17 protein-coding genes are annotated in these 15,775 nt (G+C 63.5%); 6 read left to right on the top strand and 11 right to left on the bottom strand.

All coding sequences use genetic code 11. The features are described from left to right. Nucleotides 1-143 precede the first annotated feature (143 nt). Nucleotides 144-1,019, bottom strand: a complete 876-nt coding sequence (locus tag ACSHT2_RS03915) for a DMT family transporter (RefSeq protein WP_319334429.1) — start codon at nt 1,017-1,019, stop codon at nt 144-146. 150 nt (nt 1,020-1,169) lie between these two features. On the opposite strand from ACSHT2_RS03915, the gene ACSHT2_RS03910 reads away from it, so the two are divergent. Continuing rightward, a complete protein-coding gene (locus ACSHT2_RS03910) occupies nt 1,170-1,568 on the top strand; it encodes a RidA family protein (RefSeq protein WP_440640462.1) in 399 nt (132 codons plus the stop codon). 49 nt (nt 1,569-1,617) lie between these two features. Here ACSHT2_RS03910 and ACSHT2_RS03905 read toward each other — a convergent pair whose 3' ends face one another. The 4 genes from ACSHT2_RS03905 to ACSHT2_RS03890 all read right to left on the bottom strand — a co-directional run bounded on the left by ACSHT2_RS03905 (nt 1,618) and on the right by ACSHT2_RS03890 (nt 3,553). Beyond that, nucleotides 1,618-2,163: a hypothetical protein gene (locus ACSHT2_RS03905; protein ID WP_440640461.1), complete on the bottom strand. Its 546-nt coding sequence runs from the start codon at nt 2,161-2,163 to the stop codon at nt 1,618-1,620. Continuing rightward, nucleotides 2,108-2,458 carry a hypothetical protein gene (locus ACSHT2_RS03900; protein ID WP_124158238.1) on the bottom strand — a complete coding sequence of 117 codons (351 nt, stop codon included), beginning with the start codon at nt 2,456-2,458 and terminating at the stop codon, nt 2,108-2,110. The genes ACSHT2_RS03905 and ACSHT2_RS03900 overlap by 56 nt, the downstream gene beginning before the upstream one ends. Before the next feature lie 172 nt (nt 2,459-2,630). Continuing rightward, nucleotides 2,631-3,218 carry a formyltransferase family protein gene (locus ACSHT2_RS03895; protein ID WP_440640460.1) on the bottom strand — a complete coding sequence of 196 codons (588 nt, stop codon included), beginning with the start codon at nt 3,216-3,218 and terminating at the stop codon, nt 2,631-2,633. A 122-nt stretch (nt 3,219-3,340) separates the two neighbouring features. After that, nucleotides 3,341-3,553: a hypothetical protein gene (locus tag ACSHT2_RS03890; protein WP_440640459.1), complete on the bottom strand. Its 213-nt coding sequence runs from the start codon at nt 3,551-3,553 to the stop codon at nt 3,341-3,343. Between the two features lie 143 nt (nt 3,554-3,696). Between ACSHT2_RS03890 and ACSHT2_RS03885 the strand changes: the two genes are divergently transcribed. Beyond that, nucleotides 3,697-3,915: a hypothetical protein gene (locus ACSHT2_RS03885; protein WP_440640458.1), complete on the top strand. Its 219-nt coding sequence runs from the start codon at nt 3,697-3,699 to the stop codon at nt 3,913-3,915. A 68-nt stretch (nt 3,916-3,983) separates the two neighbouring features. Here ACSHT2_RS03885 and ACSHT2_RS03880 read toward each other — a convergent pair whose 3' ends face one another. Further along, on the bottom strand, nt 3,984-4,286 hold the full coding sequence (locus ACSHT2_RS03880) for a hypothetical protein (RefSeq protein ID WP_440640457.1): 303 nt from the start codon (nt 4,284-4,286) through the stop codon (nt 3,984-3,986). A 106-nt stretch (nt 4,287-4,392) separates the two neighbouring features. Beyond that, nucleotides 4,393-4,620 (bottom strand): hypothetical protein, encoded by a 228-nt coding sequence (locus ACSHT2_RS03875; RefSeq protein ID WP_124158240.1) that lies wholly within the window; start codon nt 4,618-4,620, stop codon nt 4,393-4,395. 284 nt (nt 4,621-4,904) lie between these two features. Here ACSHT2_RS03875 and ACSHT2_RS03870 point away from each other — a divergent pair, with 284 nt between their 5' ends. Continuing rightward, nucleotides 4,905-5,984 (top strand): AI-2E family transporter, encoded by a 1,080-nt coding sequence (locus tag ACSHT2_RS03870; RefSeq protein WP_440640456.1) that lies wholly within the window; start codon nt 4,905-4,907, stop codon nt 5,982-5,984. Nucleotides 5,985-6,110: 126 nt separating this feature from the next. After that, entirely contained in the window at nt 6,111-6,503 is a 393-nt protein-coding gene (locus tag ACSHT2_RS03865) for an NUDIX hydrolase (protein WP_440640455.1), read from the top strand. Between the two features lie 96 nt (nt 6,504-6,599). On the opposite strand, the gene ACSHT2_RS03860 is transcribed toward ACSHT2_RS03865, so the two are convergent. Further along, nucleotides 6,600-6,839 (bottom strand): hypothetical protein, encoded by a 240-nt coding sequence (locus ACSHT2_RS03860; RefSeq protein ID WP_440640454.1) that lies wholly within the window; start codon nt 6,837-6,839, stop codon nt 6,600-6,602. Nucleotides 6,840-7,573: 734 nt separating this feature from the next. Here ACSHT2_RS03860 and ACSHT2_RS03855 point away from each other — a divergent pair. Both ACSHT2_RS03855 and ACSHT2_RS03850 read left to right on the top strand, forming a co-directional pair. Next, nucleotides 7,574-10,678: a DEAD/DEAH box helicase gene (locus tag ACSHT2_RS03855; protein WP_440643038.1), complete on the top strand. Its 3,105-nt coding sequence runs from the start codon at nt 7,574-7,576 to the stop codon at nt 10,676-10,678. A gap of 590 nt (nt 10,679-11,268) precedes the next feature. Beyond that, nucleotides 11,269-11,925, top strand: a complete 657-nt coding sequence (locus ACSHT2_RS03850; RefSeq protein WP_440640453.1) for a hypothetical protein — start codon at nt 11,269-11,271, stop codon at nt 11,923-11,925. 171 nt (nt 11,926-12,096) lie between these two features. On the opposite strand, the gene ACSHT2_RS03845 is transcribed toward ACSHT2_RS03850, so the two are convergent. The 3 genes from ACSHT2_RS03845 to ACSHT2_RS03835 all read right to left on the bottom strand — a co-directional run bounded on the left by ACSHT2_RS03845 (nt 12,097) and on the right by ACSHT2_RS03835 (nt 15,164). Next, nucleotides 12,097-12,339, bottom strand: coding sequence for a hypothetical protein (locus tag ACSHT2_RS03845; RefSeq protein ID WP_440640452.1), 243 nt, complete (start codon nt 12,337-12,339; stop codon nt 12,097-12,099). A 561-nt stretch (nt 12,340-12,900) separates the two neighbouring features. Next, the gene (locus ACSHT2_RS03840) at nt 12,901-13,071 is read right to left on the bottom strand and encodes a hypothetical protein (RefSeq protein WP_440640451.1); all 171 of its coding nucleotides are present in this window, start codon (nt 13,069-13,071) and stop codon (nt 12,901-12,903) included. A gap of 938 nt (nt 13,072-14,009) precedes the next feature. Next, nucleotides 14,010-15,164, bottom strand: coding sequence for an acyltransferase family protein (locus ACSHT2_RS03835; RefSeq protein ID WP_440640450.1), 1,155 nt, complete (start codon nt 15,162-15,164; stop codon nt 14,010-14,012). Nucleotides 15,165-15,775 lie beyond the last annotated feature (611 nt).

Below are 15,775 nucleotides of genomic sequence, written 5' to 3'. Positions count from 1 at the left end.
AAGTGCCCGACGTCGCGCCACCAAAACGGCAGTCCGTTGCGTCCAACCCGCTGCTGTGTGGCCGAATATGCACGATGGAGAGCCCCTCCAACGTGATCCAGATCACACGTCCACTTCGTTTGTCGCGCGAGGCGCCGCGAGGTTCACTGCGCGCGAGCGGCAACGGGCGAGGCGGGCTTCAAATTCAGGAGATTACCGCCAAGGATCAGCGCCGCGCCGAGCACGGTCCAGGCGTCGAGCCGCTCGGAATACAGTAGCCAGCCGGCGGTCGCGGTCAGCGGAACCCGCAGAAAGTCCATCGGGACCACGATCGTCGCGTCGGCGTAGCGCATTGCGCTGGCGAGGCAATAATGTGAAAATGTGCCGCAGACTGCGATCACGCCGACCCAGGCCCAGACATAGACCGATGGCCAGGTCCAGACGAACAGCGTCGGAATGAAGCCTGCGGCGGATTGCACCACCAGCATCCAGAACAGGATCGAGAGCGCGCTTTCAGTGCGGGTCAGCGATTTGACCAGCGCCATCGAGACGCCGAATCCCATGGCGGCCCCGAGCGCGATGAGCTGGCCCGGATTGATCTCCCCGGTCGCCGGTCGGACGATGACGATCACCCCGACGAGTCCGAGCACGATGGCGGCGATCTTCCATGGCGTCATCCGCTCGGACAGGAAGCTTGCCGCCAGGATTGCCGTCCAGATTGGCATTGTGAACTCGATCGCCACCACCTGGCCGATCGGAATCAGCGTCAGCGCGAAGAACCAGCCGAGCTGGGCGACATAGTGCACCAGGTTGCGGCCGACATGCTGCGGCAGGCGCGATGTCTTGAGCACCTTCAGGCCGCCGGCGCGGTAGATGATCGGCGAGAGCAATAAGAAGCCGACCAGCGACCTCACTTCCATGATCTGAAAGACGTTCAGCTCGCGCGTGGTCTCGCGCCCGGCAACCGCCATGACCAGCATCAGCGACAGCCAGCCGGCCATCCACAGTGCAGCCATCGTTTTGGACGGTGTCGTGCTCATCGGGGCAGGATGCTGGGGATGGAAACCGGAAGGGACGGTCGGTATCGGCGACATCGCCGGCGTTTGCAACGGCCAAATCTGCGGATGCAGCGATGCCGGGTGTCGTGCTAGGCATCGCTAGACAAAGAGAAGATCGGGAGAGCGTCGCTCATGCATATCTTGCAGCCGGCCGAGTGGAAAAAACCGCGCGGCTTTTCCCATGGCGTCGTGGTCGACGGTCCCGGGCGCTGGGTGGTTCTGGCCGGCCAGACCGGCGGCGATGAGGCCGGCAATTACGGGCCCGACATGGCAGCGCAGGTCGCGACTGCGCTGAAGCGGATCGTCAAGCTCCTTCGCGAGGCCGGCGCCGGCCCCGAGCACATCGTCCGCCTGACCTGGTACCTGACCAGCCGCAGCGAGTATGAAGCGGCCGGTGCCGGGATTGGTGCGGCCTGGAAGGAAACGCTCGGCCGAAATTTCCCGCCCTCGACGCTGCTCTATATCGGCGGCCTCGTGGACGACCGGGCCAAGGTCGAGATCGAGGTCACGGCGTTCGTGCCGGGCGCATAAAAAAGACCCGGCGAGACCGCCGGGCCGATTGTCATAATTGTGGTCCGCCTTAGCGCGACATCGAGATGTTGGCGCCGCGGAACTGGCTGTCCGCGCGCATCGTGACGGTCTGCCTGTTGCCGTGCGTCCTCAGCGCGATCTTGGCGTTGAAGCCTGCGGCGGAGGCGACCACCTCGAAGTTTCCGCTGCCGCCGCGGCCCTGGAGCGAGCCAGAGATGTTGCGGCTGGCCTCGCTCCAGCTTCCCGAAATGGCACCACCCGCCGACTGAACGTTGGCGGAGAGGATGAACTTGTAGGCGTCGCTGGCGCAGGTCAGCGTCATTTCCATTGTGGGGCCGATGGGAGCGTATTTGGCCCGGCAGCGGATGCGTTCCGTCGATCCGTCCTCGAGGCTGACGGTGCCGCCGCCGCTCCAGCTTCCCGCCATCGGAGCGAACGGACCGGACTGCGCATTGCTTTCGGAATTGGCGACTGCGGCCGCAAACAATACGGCGGCCGCGATCAGCAGCCGCCGGTTCCGGGCACGAACCTGCATTGGTTTAGAGGCGCGATGCTTCCCAGCGCCCGCTGCACGGTATGCCTGCTGATGCTCCATTCCACTTCCCCGATCCGGCGTTGCCGTTGAGTTGACCGTTGGCATATGCACCATTGATCGAAACTTTCACAAGTCCCTCGCGGCCGATGGTGCCGGAAACGTTAGCGCCGGGCGCGGTGATCTTGCCGTCGGCAACCGTCAGCATGGAACTCGCGGTCGGCTCGCACGAGCCGCTCTTGGTCACGATTGTGACCTGCCAATTGCCGTCATAGGGGCTCTGGGCAAAGGCGGGGGCGGCGAGGGTACCGGCGAAAACTGAAGCGGCACAGAACACCGCAATGCGACCAAAACGCATGAATTCCGTCCTTGAATTTGTCTGATATGCTGACGCATATTCGGGCGAAATGTGACGGAAATTTGTTGCGAAGCCAAATCGAAAATTGTTCCTGTTGGCACAATGGTTTATTTGGGATTCTGACTCCGGTTTTCGAAGCAGAATCAACGCGGGTTCACATTAAGGGTAAACGTCAGGAGAGACTCGGCGCGGAGGTCGCGAACTGCTCGTCCTGCGCTTTGGCGGGCAGCGCCTTGTGAACCTTGGCGTAGTCGATCACATCGGCCAGCAGCTTGAGCCCGAGCGGCGCCAGCGCGCGCTCCCAAAGCTCCCGTGCGGTCTCGCCCTTCTTCACGAAGCACCAGTCCTGGGCGGCGATGGCGCCGGCGTCCATGCGATCGGCGAGATGATAGATCGTGCCGCCGGCAATCGGATCGCCTTCCTTGATGGTCCATTCCACGGCGGCCTTGCCGCGATGGCGCGGTAGCAGCGAGGGGTGATAACCGATCCCGCCGAGCTTGGCGGCGGCGAGCGCGTCCTTGCCGATCCGGGCGTGGCTGTGCGCCGTGATGATCAGATCGGTGTCGGGGGCAATCTCGGACGCCACCACCAGCTTCGGATTGGCCTGGACCACGACCTCGATGCCGGCGGCCTTGGCGGTCGCGGCGAGGCGATCCTCGGCATCGGCGACCACGACCCGGACGACCGAGACGCCGTGCGCCCGGAGCATGTTCAGGGTGGTCACGCCGAAATGGCGGGAGCCGACGAGGGTAATGCGCATGGGGGTCCGATCCGTTTCGCAACTGCGTCATCCCCCGATAACACGTCCGCACGCCCTGTCACCACCCGCGCCGCGTTTGCGTGGGTTATCAACAATGCGCCGGGCGCGAGCCGCCGGTGCACCTATTTCTGCGCCACGGACCAGCGTTGCCGCGCCGCCACGGTCGGACGATAAGTGGCCGATAAGCGGTTCCTGTGTTTCGATTTAACAAAGATATCCTCGATCGGCTGATAAGGTGCGCCGACCGGGGCTGGCCACATTTCAACCCGCATCCATTTTTGAACCCGGTTTTGGCCGTCGGCGGTGATCGCCGGCGGCCTTTTCACGCCACGCATCACGAAATCGTCCGGCGGTAACACGATCTCAACCAGCTTGGCGTATCGACGAATCCGTCGCGGATTTGTATTGCGTACCGCGACACTGAAAACGTCCGCCGGCGTGGGCGCGCAGCCGGGCCTTTTTCGACGGGACAGATTTCATGCCGAGCGCAATCGAGCAGATTGTCGACGCCTATGTGCGTCTGAAAAATCGCCGCGGACTCGACGAGCTGATGATGCACAGGCAGCGGCTTGCGATCGATCTGAAGAGCAGGTCCGGCTATGATTTCAGCTTGCCGATCGGTCAGATCGACGAGGAGATCGCGATCATCGAGGCGGGGCTCAGCCGGCTCAAGGCCGAGAATTCCAGGGCGATCTAGAGGTCTGCGTCGTGCGCGCCCGGCATGGATGGGCGCTGAACGATCGCCGGGGGTAGCGCGTCTGTCGCTCAGTCGCGACGGCCGCCGTCGATGACCGTGAACAGCGGCCGCGCCGAAGTCGGCTCGACCAGCAGCTCCTCCACCAGTGCGGTTGCCGCATCGACATATTTGCGCGTCGGCTTGTCGAGAGGGCGCTTGGCCTCGTCGTCGAGCGCGACCTTGGCGGCCTCGACCAGCTTGCGCATGCGTGCCGCATGGTCGTCGCCGGCCGTCAGCGTCGCGCGCGCCAGCGAGCGCAGCACGAACAGCTCGCCCTCGAGGCGGAGCAGACGGTCGTTGAGCCTGGTCAGGACGGCGTTGAGGTCGGCCATGATTGGGGTTCGGCGCGGAGGATCCAACCTGATCTAGCGGCGACCGGTGAACGGAGTGCAAACGGCGCCGGTGCAATTCGGCCGATCCTGCGACGCCGCGGACGGCCTACCACTCGACGCCCGACCAGCGCTTCCCGAACACCGGCGGCCTCGTCTTCACGGCTTGCCAGCCGAAGAAATGATGCTTGCCTGACCAGGCGTGCACGACGCCGCTACAGATGCCGCATTTGAAGCTGCCGGTGTGTGCCTCGCTGTGCTCCTCTCTGGTTGCGGTGTAGTTCATGCCGCAACCCGCACAGGTGAACTCTTCGATCGTCCAGATGCTGTTGGCCATTGCACAGAATGTGTTTCGGTGACCTCGAGCCACGATAGTCACCAGCCTTTGCGGCGGCGTAAACCGGCGCGGGGGAATCCGGTTAACGGGCGTTAGCCAAGCCGGGCTGGGGTGAAGGCCAGGAGGGGGCGGTCATCGTCTCGGAACGAGGAATGGCCCGATGGTTCCTGATCGTGGGGCGTGGTCAGTTCCAGTCGTCTTGACGCCGGATGCGTGGCTGGCAATAACGGCCGGGCCGTGCAAGCGCCGGAAGTTGCGTTCATGCCGCAAGGAAAGCTGTGCCCGTGAAAAGCCTCCGTCAGTTCCTGACGGGAGAGGACGTCATCCAGCTCGTGATCCGGCTTGGCCTGCTCGCCCTGCTGATCATCTGGACTTTCCTGATCATCCGCCCGTTCGTGCCGATCCTGGCCTGGAGCGGCGTGCTCGCGGTCGCATTCTATCCGGCGTTCAGCTGGGTCGCCAAGATCCTCGGCGGCCGGCGCAAGACGGCAGCAGTGATTCTGACCTTGATCACGCTCGGCATCGTCATTGGTCCGGCGACCTGGCTCGGCATCAGCGCGGTGGACGGCGTGCGCGAGCTGGCGCACCAGCTCGGCACCGGAGACCTCGTGCTCCAGTCGGCGCCGGAGCAGCTCAAATCGTGGCCGCTCGTCGGCCCCTGGCTCTACGAGCTCTGGGACCAGGCATACAACAACATCCGGGCGGTGGTGCGCGAGGTGGCGCCGTATCTCCAGCCGCTGGCGGGCCCGCTGCTCTCGCTCGCCGGAGACGCCGGTGTCGGCACGCTCCAGTTTCTCGTCTCCGTGTTCGTGGCCGGCTTCCTGTTTCCACATGGGCCGAGGCTGGTTGCGGCCGGCCGCGGCTTCCTGTTTCGCATCGTGCCGGAGCAGAGCGAGCATTTCCTGGGTCTTGCGGGTGCGACCATTCGCGCCGTGGCGCAGGGCGTGATCGGCGTCGCGATCGTGCAGGCGCTGCTCGCCGGCATCGGCTTCAAGCTCGCCTCGGTGCCGAGCGCGGGCCTTCTCGCCTTCATCGTGCTGCTGCTCTCGATCGTGCAGATCGGTGCCTTCCTCGTGCTGCTGCCGGTGATCATCTGGATCTGGACCGCCAAGGACGTCACCACGGCGTTGCTGCTCACCGTGTTTCTCGTCCTCGTCGGCTTCATCGACACCATGTTGAAGCCGCTCGTCATGGGGCGGGGCCTGACCACCCCGACCATCGTGATCTTCGTCGGCGTGATCGGCGGCACGCTGGCCCACGGCATCGTCGGTCTGTTCATCGGGCCGATCATCCTGTCGGTAGCCTGGGAAATGATGGTGGCCTGGATCAGGACCGAGGACCGCGCGGAGGCGGGCAAGGGCTGATCTCTGCCGGCCGTGCCGCGGCAGGACTCGATGGCTCGCGGCCTGTGATCAAAACGTGCGGCGAACTTGTCTGTTCGACTAGACAAGTTACGATCGGACCGATTCTGTTTTTCGATTACGGCAGCAATGGCGAAGTCTTCCAAGCTGGTTGCCGCCAGGCGCGGCAAGGTATTATTGGTCAGACGCCGGTCAGATGGCCTCTGGATGTTCCCGGGTGGCCGCAGGCGCGCGCGCGAGTCGGAGAAGGACTGCCTGCGGCGGGAGATCAAGGAGGAGCTGCCCAAGCTGAAGCTCGGCAGGATCAGCCTCTGGAAGGAAGTGAAGACGAGGAACAAACGCTCCGGCCGCAAGATGAGCGATGCGATCTTCATTGCCAAGTCCGCCAAGGGCAGGCTGGCGATCGGCGACAAGAAGGAGATCGACCGCGCTGCCTGGCAGAAGCCCCGCGGCATCCGCCTGACGCCGACCTCGCGCTACATCCGCGACCGCCTGTTTCCGAGGAAGCGGCAGCGCAGCTGAGCCAGTCCTCTCATCCCGCTGATCGCGCGTGCGCCCGGCGAATGAACGCGGACCTTGCGCGCATCGCGCCAAGACGCCGGCTGGAATAGTCGGCCGTTATTGCTTGGCCGCCATCGTCTCCAGGCAATGGTTGAGAAAGGCGGTGCGATCCCTGGGCAGCACCTTCTCGAGATCGGCCTTCAGGGCGCATTCACGCTGGCGCAACTGCTCGGCTCGACGCTTCTCTGCGGCCTCGCGGTATTCGGGAGCAACCTTGTTGGGATCGACCAGCGTCTGTGCGTGGGCGGCGGCCGTCGCAAGCAGTGCGATGGCGCCGATGAAAATGAATGATTTCAAATGAGCCTCCGTCAAAGCGGCATCCTAACGCGCGGCGCGTGCGCGCTCAAACCGGGAGATGAGGTACCCCGTTCCGGCCTGGTTGGAGCGCCCCCGTACATTGGTCCTCCGATCGGGCGGCTTTGGAACGACTCTGCACGGCGCGCGTCGAATCCTGGCTCACGGCCCATCCCCAAGCCCCAAAGCCCCCGGGCCGCGAGAAAACCTTACCCACAAAGGTTGGCGACCTCAGGGCCTCTCGCGCTGAGGTCGTTTGCTCGGGGCAAAGTGTGTGAACCAGTTCACAAGCACGCGGCGAAACTACTGCTATGAAGGCGTCATTGCTTAACTTATTCATGTTGAACGAAACGCCCCAGTGTGGCTCCAAGCGCTGGGGCTTTTTCGTGGCTCCATGCGCGCACGACGTCTACGATTGTCGCAATGCTTGCATCGAGCGATGCTGATCCCGGGCCGGATGAGTTCCGCCCTGCAGCCCGACCAAAACAGCCAGATTGTCCGGATCGCGGCGCCGCCCTGAACGTTGCCACGAGGGGTGCGTTCGCGGTGCAAATCCCATATGCATGGCGGCGAGTTGCCGATTCGAGATGAGGGCGGCTCGCATTCTGTTGGCTACAGTGTAAGACGAGAAACGGGTTCAAGTGAGGCTTTCCAAAAAGACGAGGGTGGCCAAGAAGGCGCCGAAGAAGAGCAAAGGATCGCAGCGCGCCACGATCTCGTCGTCGTCGCCCCTCGGCATGATGGCTCTTCATCTGCTTGCACAATGGAAGCAGTCCGGGCGCAGCGGGATCGTCTTTCTCGCCGAGAGCGAGAACAGGGCGGAGCGGCTGGGCAGCGTCATTCACGCGTTCGACCCGTCCTGCGAGGTGCTGGTGTTTCCGCGATTGAACACCTTGCCGTTCGATCAGCTCGAGCCGTCGCACGAGCTCGCAGGGCGCAGGGCCTCGGTGCTGAGGCGCCTTGCAAAATCCAAGAAGCCGCTGTTTCTCGTCTCGACCGCGGAAGCGGTGATGGAGCGCCTGCCGCCGCCGGCGAGCCTGTCCCGCCTGAGCCTGAGCTTGAAAGTGGGCGGCACGTTCTCCGAGCGGGACCTCGAGACCCGCCTTCAAGCCCTGGGATACGATCTCGACGACGAGCCGGACTATCCGGGCGGCGCGCTATTCCACGGGCAGACCTTCGAGATATTTCCCGCGGGCGCGCTGGGGCCGTTCCGGATCGAGCATTCGGACCATGCGATCAAACGGATCGTGGCGTTCGATCCGAACGAGCACAGGATCATCTTCGAGACCAAGGAGCTTCTCGTCGATCCCATGTCGGAGCGGCTCGGCCTTGCCGGCAAACGCGGCAAGCGCGCGAGCCTGTTCGACTATTGCGGGGGCGCCAAATGGATCGCGGACGCCGGGGTCCCGTTGCACGCCGACGCCTGGCTGGGCACGATCGAGGAGGCCGCAGGCCGGGCGGAGCGGGAGCGCGAATATCTCGGACGGCGCGACTGGAAGCAGCTCTCCAAGAGCATGAAGGTGCTGCCGCGGACGGCGCCCTTCCAGCACATCCCGGAGTTTTCGAAGCTGACGTCCTCCAGGAGGGCGCTGCGTGCCTTTGTCGAGGAGACACGCCGGGCCGGATCGCGACTGATCCTCGTCGCCGCGCACGAGGACGATCTGCGCGTGATGGAGCGGATGAGCGGCGTCAAGGCGGAGCGCTGCGACGACTGGGATGAGGCGGTGCGCGGGCGAGGCGGCGAGGCGACGCTGCTGGCCGATCTCGATGCCGGCTTCGTCGTGCCGGGGAAGAAGCCTCTGGTCGTGGTGACGGCATCCGACGTGCTCGGCAGCCGCGCGCATCATCCGCAACCGATGGCGCGCGCCTGGAGCGCGGCCTTCGAGCATGCCGATGTGCCCGAGCAGGGCACGGTGGTCGTCCACCTCCAGCGCGGCCTTGCCGTGCTCGACGGCTTGCAGACCGTCAACACCGGCGGCGGCGCCATGCGCGAGATGATCCGCCTCAAGTTCGCGGGCGACAATGCGGTTCTGGTGCCGCCGCCCGATCTCGCCTTGATGTGGCCCTACGCAGCCGAACTCGGCAAACTCGCGCTCGACAAGGCGGACGGCAGCACATGGTGGGCCCGCCGCGGCGAGGCCGAGCGCGAGATACAGGTTGCCGGCAAGGTGCTCGCCAAGCACATCAGCCAGCGCCGGCGGCGGCGCGCCGAAAAGCTGGTGCCGCCGGGATCGACCTACGAGAAATTCGTCGCGCGTTTCCCTTACTTCACGACGATCGGCCAGGCCCAGGCGATCAGCGACGTGCTGGATGATCTTGCATCCGGTCATCCGATGGATCGGGTGATTTGCGGCGACGTCGGCTTCGGCAAGACCGAGGTCGCGCTGCGGGCAGCCGCGGCGGTGGTGCTGTCAGGCAAGCAGGTGGCGATCGCGGTGCCGACGACGGTGCTGGCCCGGCAGCACGTCGCAACGTTCCAGAAGCGCTTTGCGCCGTTCGGCATCGAGGTGGGAAACCTGTCGCGGGCCACGGCGGGCGCGGAGCTGCGGGAGACCAGGGAGGGCCTGCGCAGCGGCCGGACCAAGGTCGTGATCGGCACGCAGGCGCTCACGGGCAAGGACGTCAAGTTCGACGATCTCGGCCTCGTCATCATCGACGAGGAGCAGCATTTTGGCGCGGCCGAGAAGGCCAAGCTCGCAGGCCTCGCCAGGAACGTCCACGTGCTGATGATGAGCGCGACGCCGATCCCGCGGACGCTGGCCGCCGGCCTTGCCGGCTTCCGCGACCTCAGCGTGATCGCCTCGCCGCCGGTGCACCGGCTTCCGGTCGCAACCAGGATTGCGCCGCTGTCGGACGCGGCCATCGCCTCCGCGCTGCTGCGCGAGCAGCGCCGCCACGGGCAGAGCTTCCTGATCTGTCCGCGCATCCACGATCTCGATCCGATGCTGGCGCGGGTGCAGGCGGTGGCGCCGGACCTGCGCATCGTCTGTCTGCACGGCAAGCTGCCTGCCGACGAGATCGACGACCGCATGATGAGCTTCGTCGAGGGTGGGGCCGACGTCCTGCTCGCAACCAACATCGTCGAGAGCGGTCTCGACATTCCCCGCGCCAACACCATCGTGGTGTGCTGGCCGGAAAAGTTCGGCCTCGCCCAGCTGCACCAGCTGCGCGGACGCGTCGGCCGCAGCGGCATCCGCGCCTTCGCCCATCTGTTGACCGAGACGGAATCCGGGCAGTCCGCCAAGCGGCTGGCCGCGCTCGAGGAGTTCAGCCGGCCGGGCGCAGGCTTTGCCATCAGCGAGCGCGACCTCGATCTCAGGGGCGCGGGCGACCTGTTCTCGGAGCAGCAGTCCGGCCACGTCCAGGTGTTCGGGCCGGTGCTCTACAGCCATCTCCTGAAGATGGCCTCGGAGAAGGCCGACGAGCGCGCTGCGGTGTGGGTGCCCGACCTCAACCTCCCGGTCGGAGACATGCTCCCCGAGACCTATGTGCAGTCCGAGCCGGTGCGGCTCGAGCTCTATGCGCGCGCCGCACGATGCAGCAACGAGGACGATCTCGACGACCTCGAGGAGGAGACCTCCCGCCGCTTCGGACCCCTGCCGAAGGTGGCGCGCGATTTCTTCGCCGCAGCGAAGCTCAGGATCGAGTGCAAGCGCAGAGGCATCATCCGCCTCGACGTCGGTCTCGAGGCGGTGGCAGCGACGTTCCTGCCGGGCCGCCTGCGGAAATCCAGAGGCAAGTCGCTGCAACGCGACGGCGATCGGGTGGTCCATCACAGTGCGATGCGCGACGCGCCGTTCGAGCGGGTGGAGGAGCTGTTCGAGGTGCTGGATGAGGGGTGAGCTGCAAGAGACACGAAAACAACCCCATGCACAGTAGCTAAGTGCTTCTGCCGCAATGTCTTCTGCATATCAGGCGCAGAAAGCCCGTTTGACCTGTCGGGCAAAACAGTGGCATCATGCCAACTTCGGAAAATCAGCTGCGCAAAGGCTGTGGCTGGAGATCGGGTCGGGGGCACCTTCGTGAGCACGGAGACGTCCTGCGGCAGGGCCGTCGCACTTGAGAGCGTTCCTTCGGCCATCCTTCGAGACGCCCGCTGTAGGCGGGCTCCTCAGGATGAGGACGGAATGCGTGGCGGCAGTCTCAAAGGGCACAGTGCTGCTTAGCCTCATCCAGAGTCGCCAGCGCCGAAAGCGGACGCTGCACATGGAACAATGAACCACCTGCCAGACCTCGTCCGACAGGTGGTTCATGGAGAGGAGACCGGAGAGCGGTCGTCTCGAAGGACGAGGCGCGCGTCAGGCCGCTAACGTGGAATTAATCCGAAAAGCCCACAATTTTAGGCAATTGGAGATGGGTGCTGCGTACAGGAGCCGTCATGAGGACGTTCCGGCGGCGGCTTCCTGTTGCTCGCTCATTGGGGTCAACGCAGATGACCACGTCCTTGGAAACGCCAAGCTTCGCCGAAGAACTCGACGCGGTAGCGCTTGCAGCCGCCGCAGCAGCGCACGACCCCGCAGCCCCGGAAGCCCCGGTGCCGATCAAGCGGACCAGCCGGAAAACGGTCCTGCTGCTGGCGGTCTGTGCCCTGGCCATCAACGGCGCGGCGGCCGTCTATACGTCGCCGTCCGGTTTGCCGTCGCTGAATGTCGGCAGCCTGGCTGAGCTGCTCCCGCGCCGGGAAGCGCCCGCGCCAAAACCCGATCCGGTCGTCGCCGCCTTGAAGGACATTCAATCCGCCCAGCAGCAACACTCGGCTTCGCTGCAGGCGAACAACCACGCCTTGCAGCAGAATGCAGCCCTGCTGCAGCAGGACTCACTGGTGCTGCTGTCGCTGCGGCAGAGCATCACGGACGAGCGGGTCGACGTGAAGAAGATATCTTCGCAGCTGTCCACGCTGATCGCGAAGGTCGACTCGCTGCAAAATGTGATGATGTCGGACGTCACGTCCTCCATCCGACGAGCGAATGCTCGCTATGGACTATCCGCCGCGATGCGCAAACGGCTGGCGCGGCCGCCGAAACCCCTAGGGCCTGTTTCGGTGGGAGGAGCGCCGCTGAGTGTGCCGGCTGCAGCCCCGGAGAGCTGAAGAGAGGCCAAGCTGATCACTTGGGACGATGTCCGGACCGGTTTGGCGCGGGTTCGCGTTCACGGGCCTCTCTATCCCGCCGTCCCGACCTGGAATCAGGGAATGACGGTGCCTTGGCAGGGAAGGTCGCCCTTAGCCATGCCCAGTTTGGGGCACTGTCATTGTCGTCCGTCACTTCAAGGCGTGATCGATCTTGTGCGCCAAGTGCCCGGTGTCGTGATCGCGACGCAACTGGCTCAGCGACGTCTCGTTCAGCTGGGCCAGGACCTCGCTGAGCTGCGTCGCATCGGGATAGCCGGCCGCAAAACCCTTTCCGTAGATCTTGCGCAATGTGCCGACCAGCGCGTTGCCGTGCTTCTTGCTGATCTGGCCGTCCTTGTCGCGGTGGCGACCATCCAGGCCCGGTTCCTTCATGTGTCTCTCCCGTGCGGCGTCTGAAGCGCCTGGAGGGAGCCTGCGCCCAAACGAGTCGACTGGCAATGGCATCGCGCGCGCGTTGAGGATTGGCCGGCGCCGCCGCAAGAGCCCGCGCTTCTCTCGCCTGCTTGTGAAGCCGCGATCGATTGTGGCGCACCGGTCGGCGCATCAGATAACAGGAACGATTGCTCGATTGGAGCTGATGCGATGCGCTCTCCCTTTGCCATGGGTCTCATGGGTCTGTTGCTCGTCCTGTGTACCGCTGCAGACGCAGCAACAGTGCATCGCCCCCGCGCACGCCACCTTGCGGTGGACCGGCCACGCACGAATGCGACCCCGCCGGCGCGCTTCGCGGTTCCCGGCTGGAGCGACGAAGCAACGCGGCGCTGGCTTGACAATGCCTCGTCGAACGTCGGCCGAGGCGGATAGCGGCGACAGGCGCAGATGATCGCTTGGACTAAAGCATGATCCGGAAAAGTGCGCAGCGGTTTTCCGAAAAGATCATGCTTAAACAACAACCTAAAGCGCGATGACGATTCATCCTAATCGCATCGCGCTTTAGGCGGCCTGCTCGTCAAACGAAGTATAGACGCGGCCGCTGGGATCAACGACCCGAACGTCCCGGCAGCCGTCCTGAACAAGCTCCTTGGCCTTCTTGAGGGCGGCGGCGAGTGACAGCCGCTTGAGGCTGACGGTGCCCGCCGTGTCGAAACCATTGATTTCAAACATGCTGTCCCTCCGGTTTTCCTGAATGCTACACGTTTCCGGCGGGTTGTCTTCTGGCTTTTGGGGCAGGGCCGTTGGAACGGCCGCAGATGCAAGGCAATGGCGGCAAGCATGGTTGAGTGCAGCAAATGGGCGATGGCCGCTGCAACAGGCATGAGGATCGTCAATAACGGCTGGGTGAATACGCCGCGCTCGATGACGGTTCTCATCGCGAGGCGGTCAGGCCAACATAGCGGCGCGAAGCTCAGCCGGTGGGGCGAGCGCCGGCGCGTTCACCAATGATGGCATCAGCCAAAGCGCTGAGAGCCAGAATCGAATTCCGATGACACGCGAACCGCGCTTCTGCCGGATGGTCAGCGCGGCTTCAGCTGATAGCGCCTTGTGCATCGCTGGCGTTGCGCGAAAGTAGGCTCGCGGCCTGGCACGCACGCGACTTGAGCGGCGACAACGGACCCGTTGATTTGCAGGGTCGGCAGATTTCTCTTTTTTGGGAGAGGGGACTCTAGACCGCCATCTCATCTCGCCCGGCCCGGCACTCCCGGCGCTCTAATCCGCAATTGAATCGGCAGCCGGGAGCATTTGGGGGCTGGAACCTGAGCCGTGCCATATTCGTATCCGGGCGGCAATGCGTAGAACATCGCATTCCGGTTGTTTTACGGAATCCATTTTCGGAACGGGGTGTTCTACAGAAAGAACACCGGCGCGATTTAAGTACCAGATTCTATTTTTGTCGGGAATGGCCGCAGTGGGGCTGGAACCACGCTGCGGCTTTTCCCATTGCTCTGTTGATTCATGTGGTTGGTCGCTGCGAGGGACTTCGGCGGCTTACCGTTCCAATCCGGCCAAACATCAGCGCCGCGCCGACCGCACGCTTTTGGCGATCGTCCAGGCCTCGGCCATTCCGGTTCAACGGAGCTCGTGAGTACTGTCCCCACGCGACGTCAGGCTTGCGCCGATTTCCCGTCCGCATCATCGCCCTGATAGTTGATGGCGCAAATCATCAACATGGCTACTACGCTGCTGTTCGCCATAGCCCGGTAGATTGTTCGATAAATCGGATAATGCCCTTCCTCTGGCTCAGAACCTTCGAACTCGACGAAAACCCAGGACATCCAAGCCAGCAAGCACACCACCGGCAGCGTCATCATGAAGTTGAACAGGGGTAAACGAAGCTCGGGAAGAAAGAAGCTGACCGTCTGTTGGATTGGATATCCGTACAGGAAAATTCCGTACGAATAGTCCGCCCCCTTCACGAGCAACACGCGCGGAGGATTGAGCAGCCCGACATAAACGGTGACGTAGGCCGCTGGGATGACCGAGAGAAAGAGCGTCTGTGGAAAGAAGCAGAGGCCAATATACGCGATGAGCGATGCCAAGAACGCGGCCCAGCTGAAAGGCACAACTTCCCGCATTCTGTAGAGAGCAACGCCGACGAGAAATGCGACCACAAGTCCGCGGCCGGGGATTGCTCCTTCCATGGTGGGCGGCGATCTGAATACACCATTCACCGTCAAGACAAACGCTGCGGCAACTGCGACCAATAGCAGGACCGACGGTCGCCGCGTGACTCCCAACGCCGCAAGAATCGTGATCGCGACGTAGCATTCCAGCTCAAACGGAACCGTCCAGAGTTGCAGATTGACCCACGGCGCGGGCTGATCGGTAAACACTCCAGGGAGAAAATATTGGATGTAGCCGAACAGGTTGAGAAAATAGCGCTGAAAAAGATGGTCATGGAAATACGCCGACAGATCCAACCTCGTGACGAGAGGTCCGATGATCAACGCTGAAACCAGCACCTCGACAGCGAGCGCCGGCGCGATCCGGATGACACGAAGGGCGACAAATGCGCCGATGGAATTGCGTTCAAGGCTCCCGGCAACCAGGAAGCCGCTCAGCGCAAAGAAGGCTGGGATGATGAAGAAGGGCAGCGGCCGAAACCACTGTGTCCAAAGTGGCGCTTCGGCTTGCGGGCCGTAGCAGATCGTTATGGTGTGCCAGGCAACAATTGATACTGCGAGGCTCAGTCGGAGATAATCGAATCCAGAGGGCCGGTCTTCGGCTCTTTTTAGCGCGGAACCTAACGTCTTGGTCATCAAATGGCCTGCTGCGAAAGAGAGCAGTTTACATTGCGAGCGGACGTTAAGGAAACAGCCATTGCGGCGACAAGGTTACCGGCGTGGTCAGGACAAGAGCGCAGTCAGCGCGTAGGATGCGTTGAGCTCTTGCGAAACCCATCGCCGGCGAATTCGGTCGGCCACTCCGCGGTCCTTCGATGATTGCTCCGATAATCGATTGCGGATCGCAGCGGCGCTGATCGCAACGAGCGATGGGTTTCGCAAGAGCTCAACCCATCCTACGGGCTTGATAGAACTTGACGGATCGCAAATCGCAGGTGAACAAGCCACTTACCTTATTGGTAGTCGATCTCCGGCCCAGCCCAGGCTCGGGATCGGCGAGGCCCGGTGGCGCACACGCCACGACACCAATACCCCAGCCACCGGGTCGCCCATAACCCTCGCAGTGACAATCAGCACGTAGGATTGGTTGGGCTCTTGCGTACCCATCGCCGGCAACGACATTACGAACGGTGACAGTGCACTTAATTGACGTCGATATCGCTCTGCATCAAGTGCACTGTCAGTGCGTAGGATGGGTTGAGCCCTTGCGAAACCCATCGCCGGCAATTCGGTCGGCGACTCCGCGG

The sequence above is a fragment of the Bradyrhizobium sp. PUT101 genome (assembly GCF_052043945.1).
Classification (GTDB): domain Bacteria; phylum Pseudomonadota; class Alphaproteobacteria; order Rhizobiales; family Xanthobacteraceae; genus Bradyrhizobium.
The sequence above is the reverse complement of the archived record's forward strand: the minus strand, read 5'-3'. Positions and strand labels throughout refer to the sequence as shown.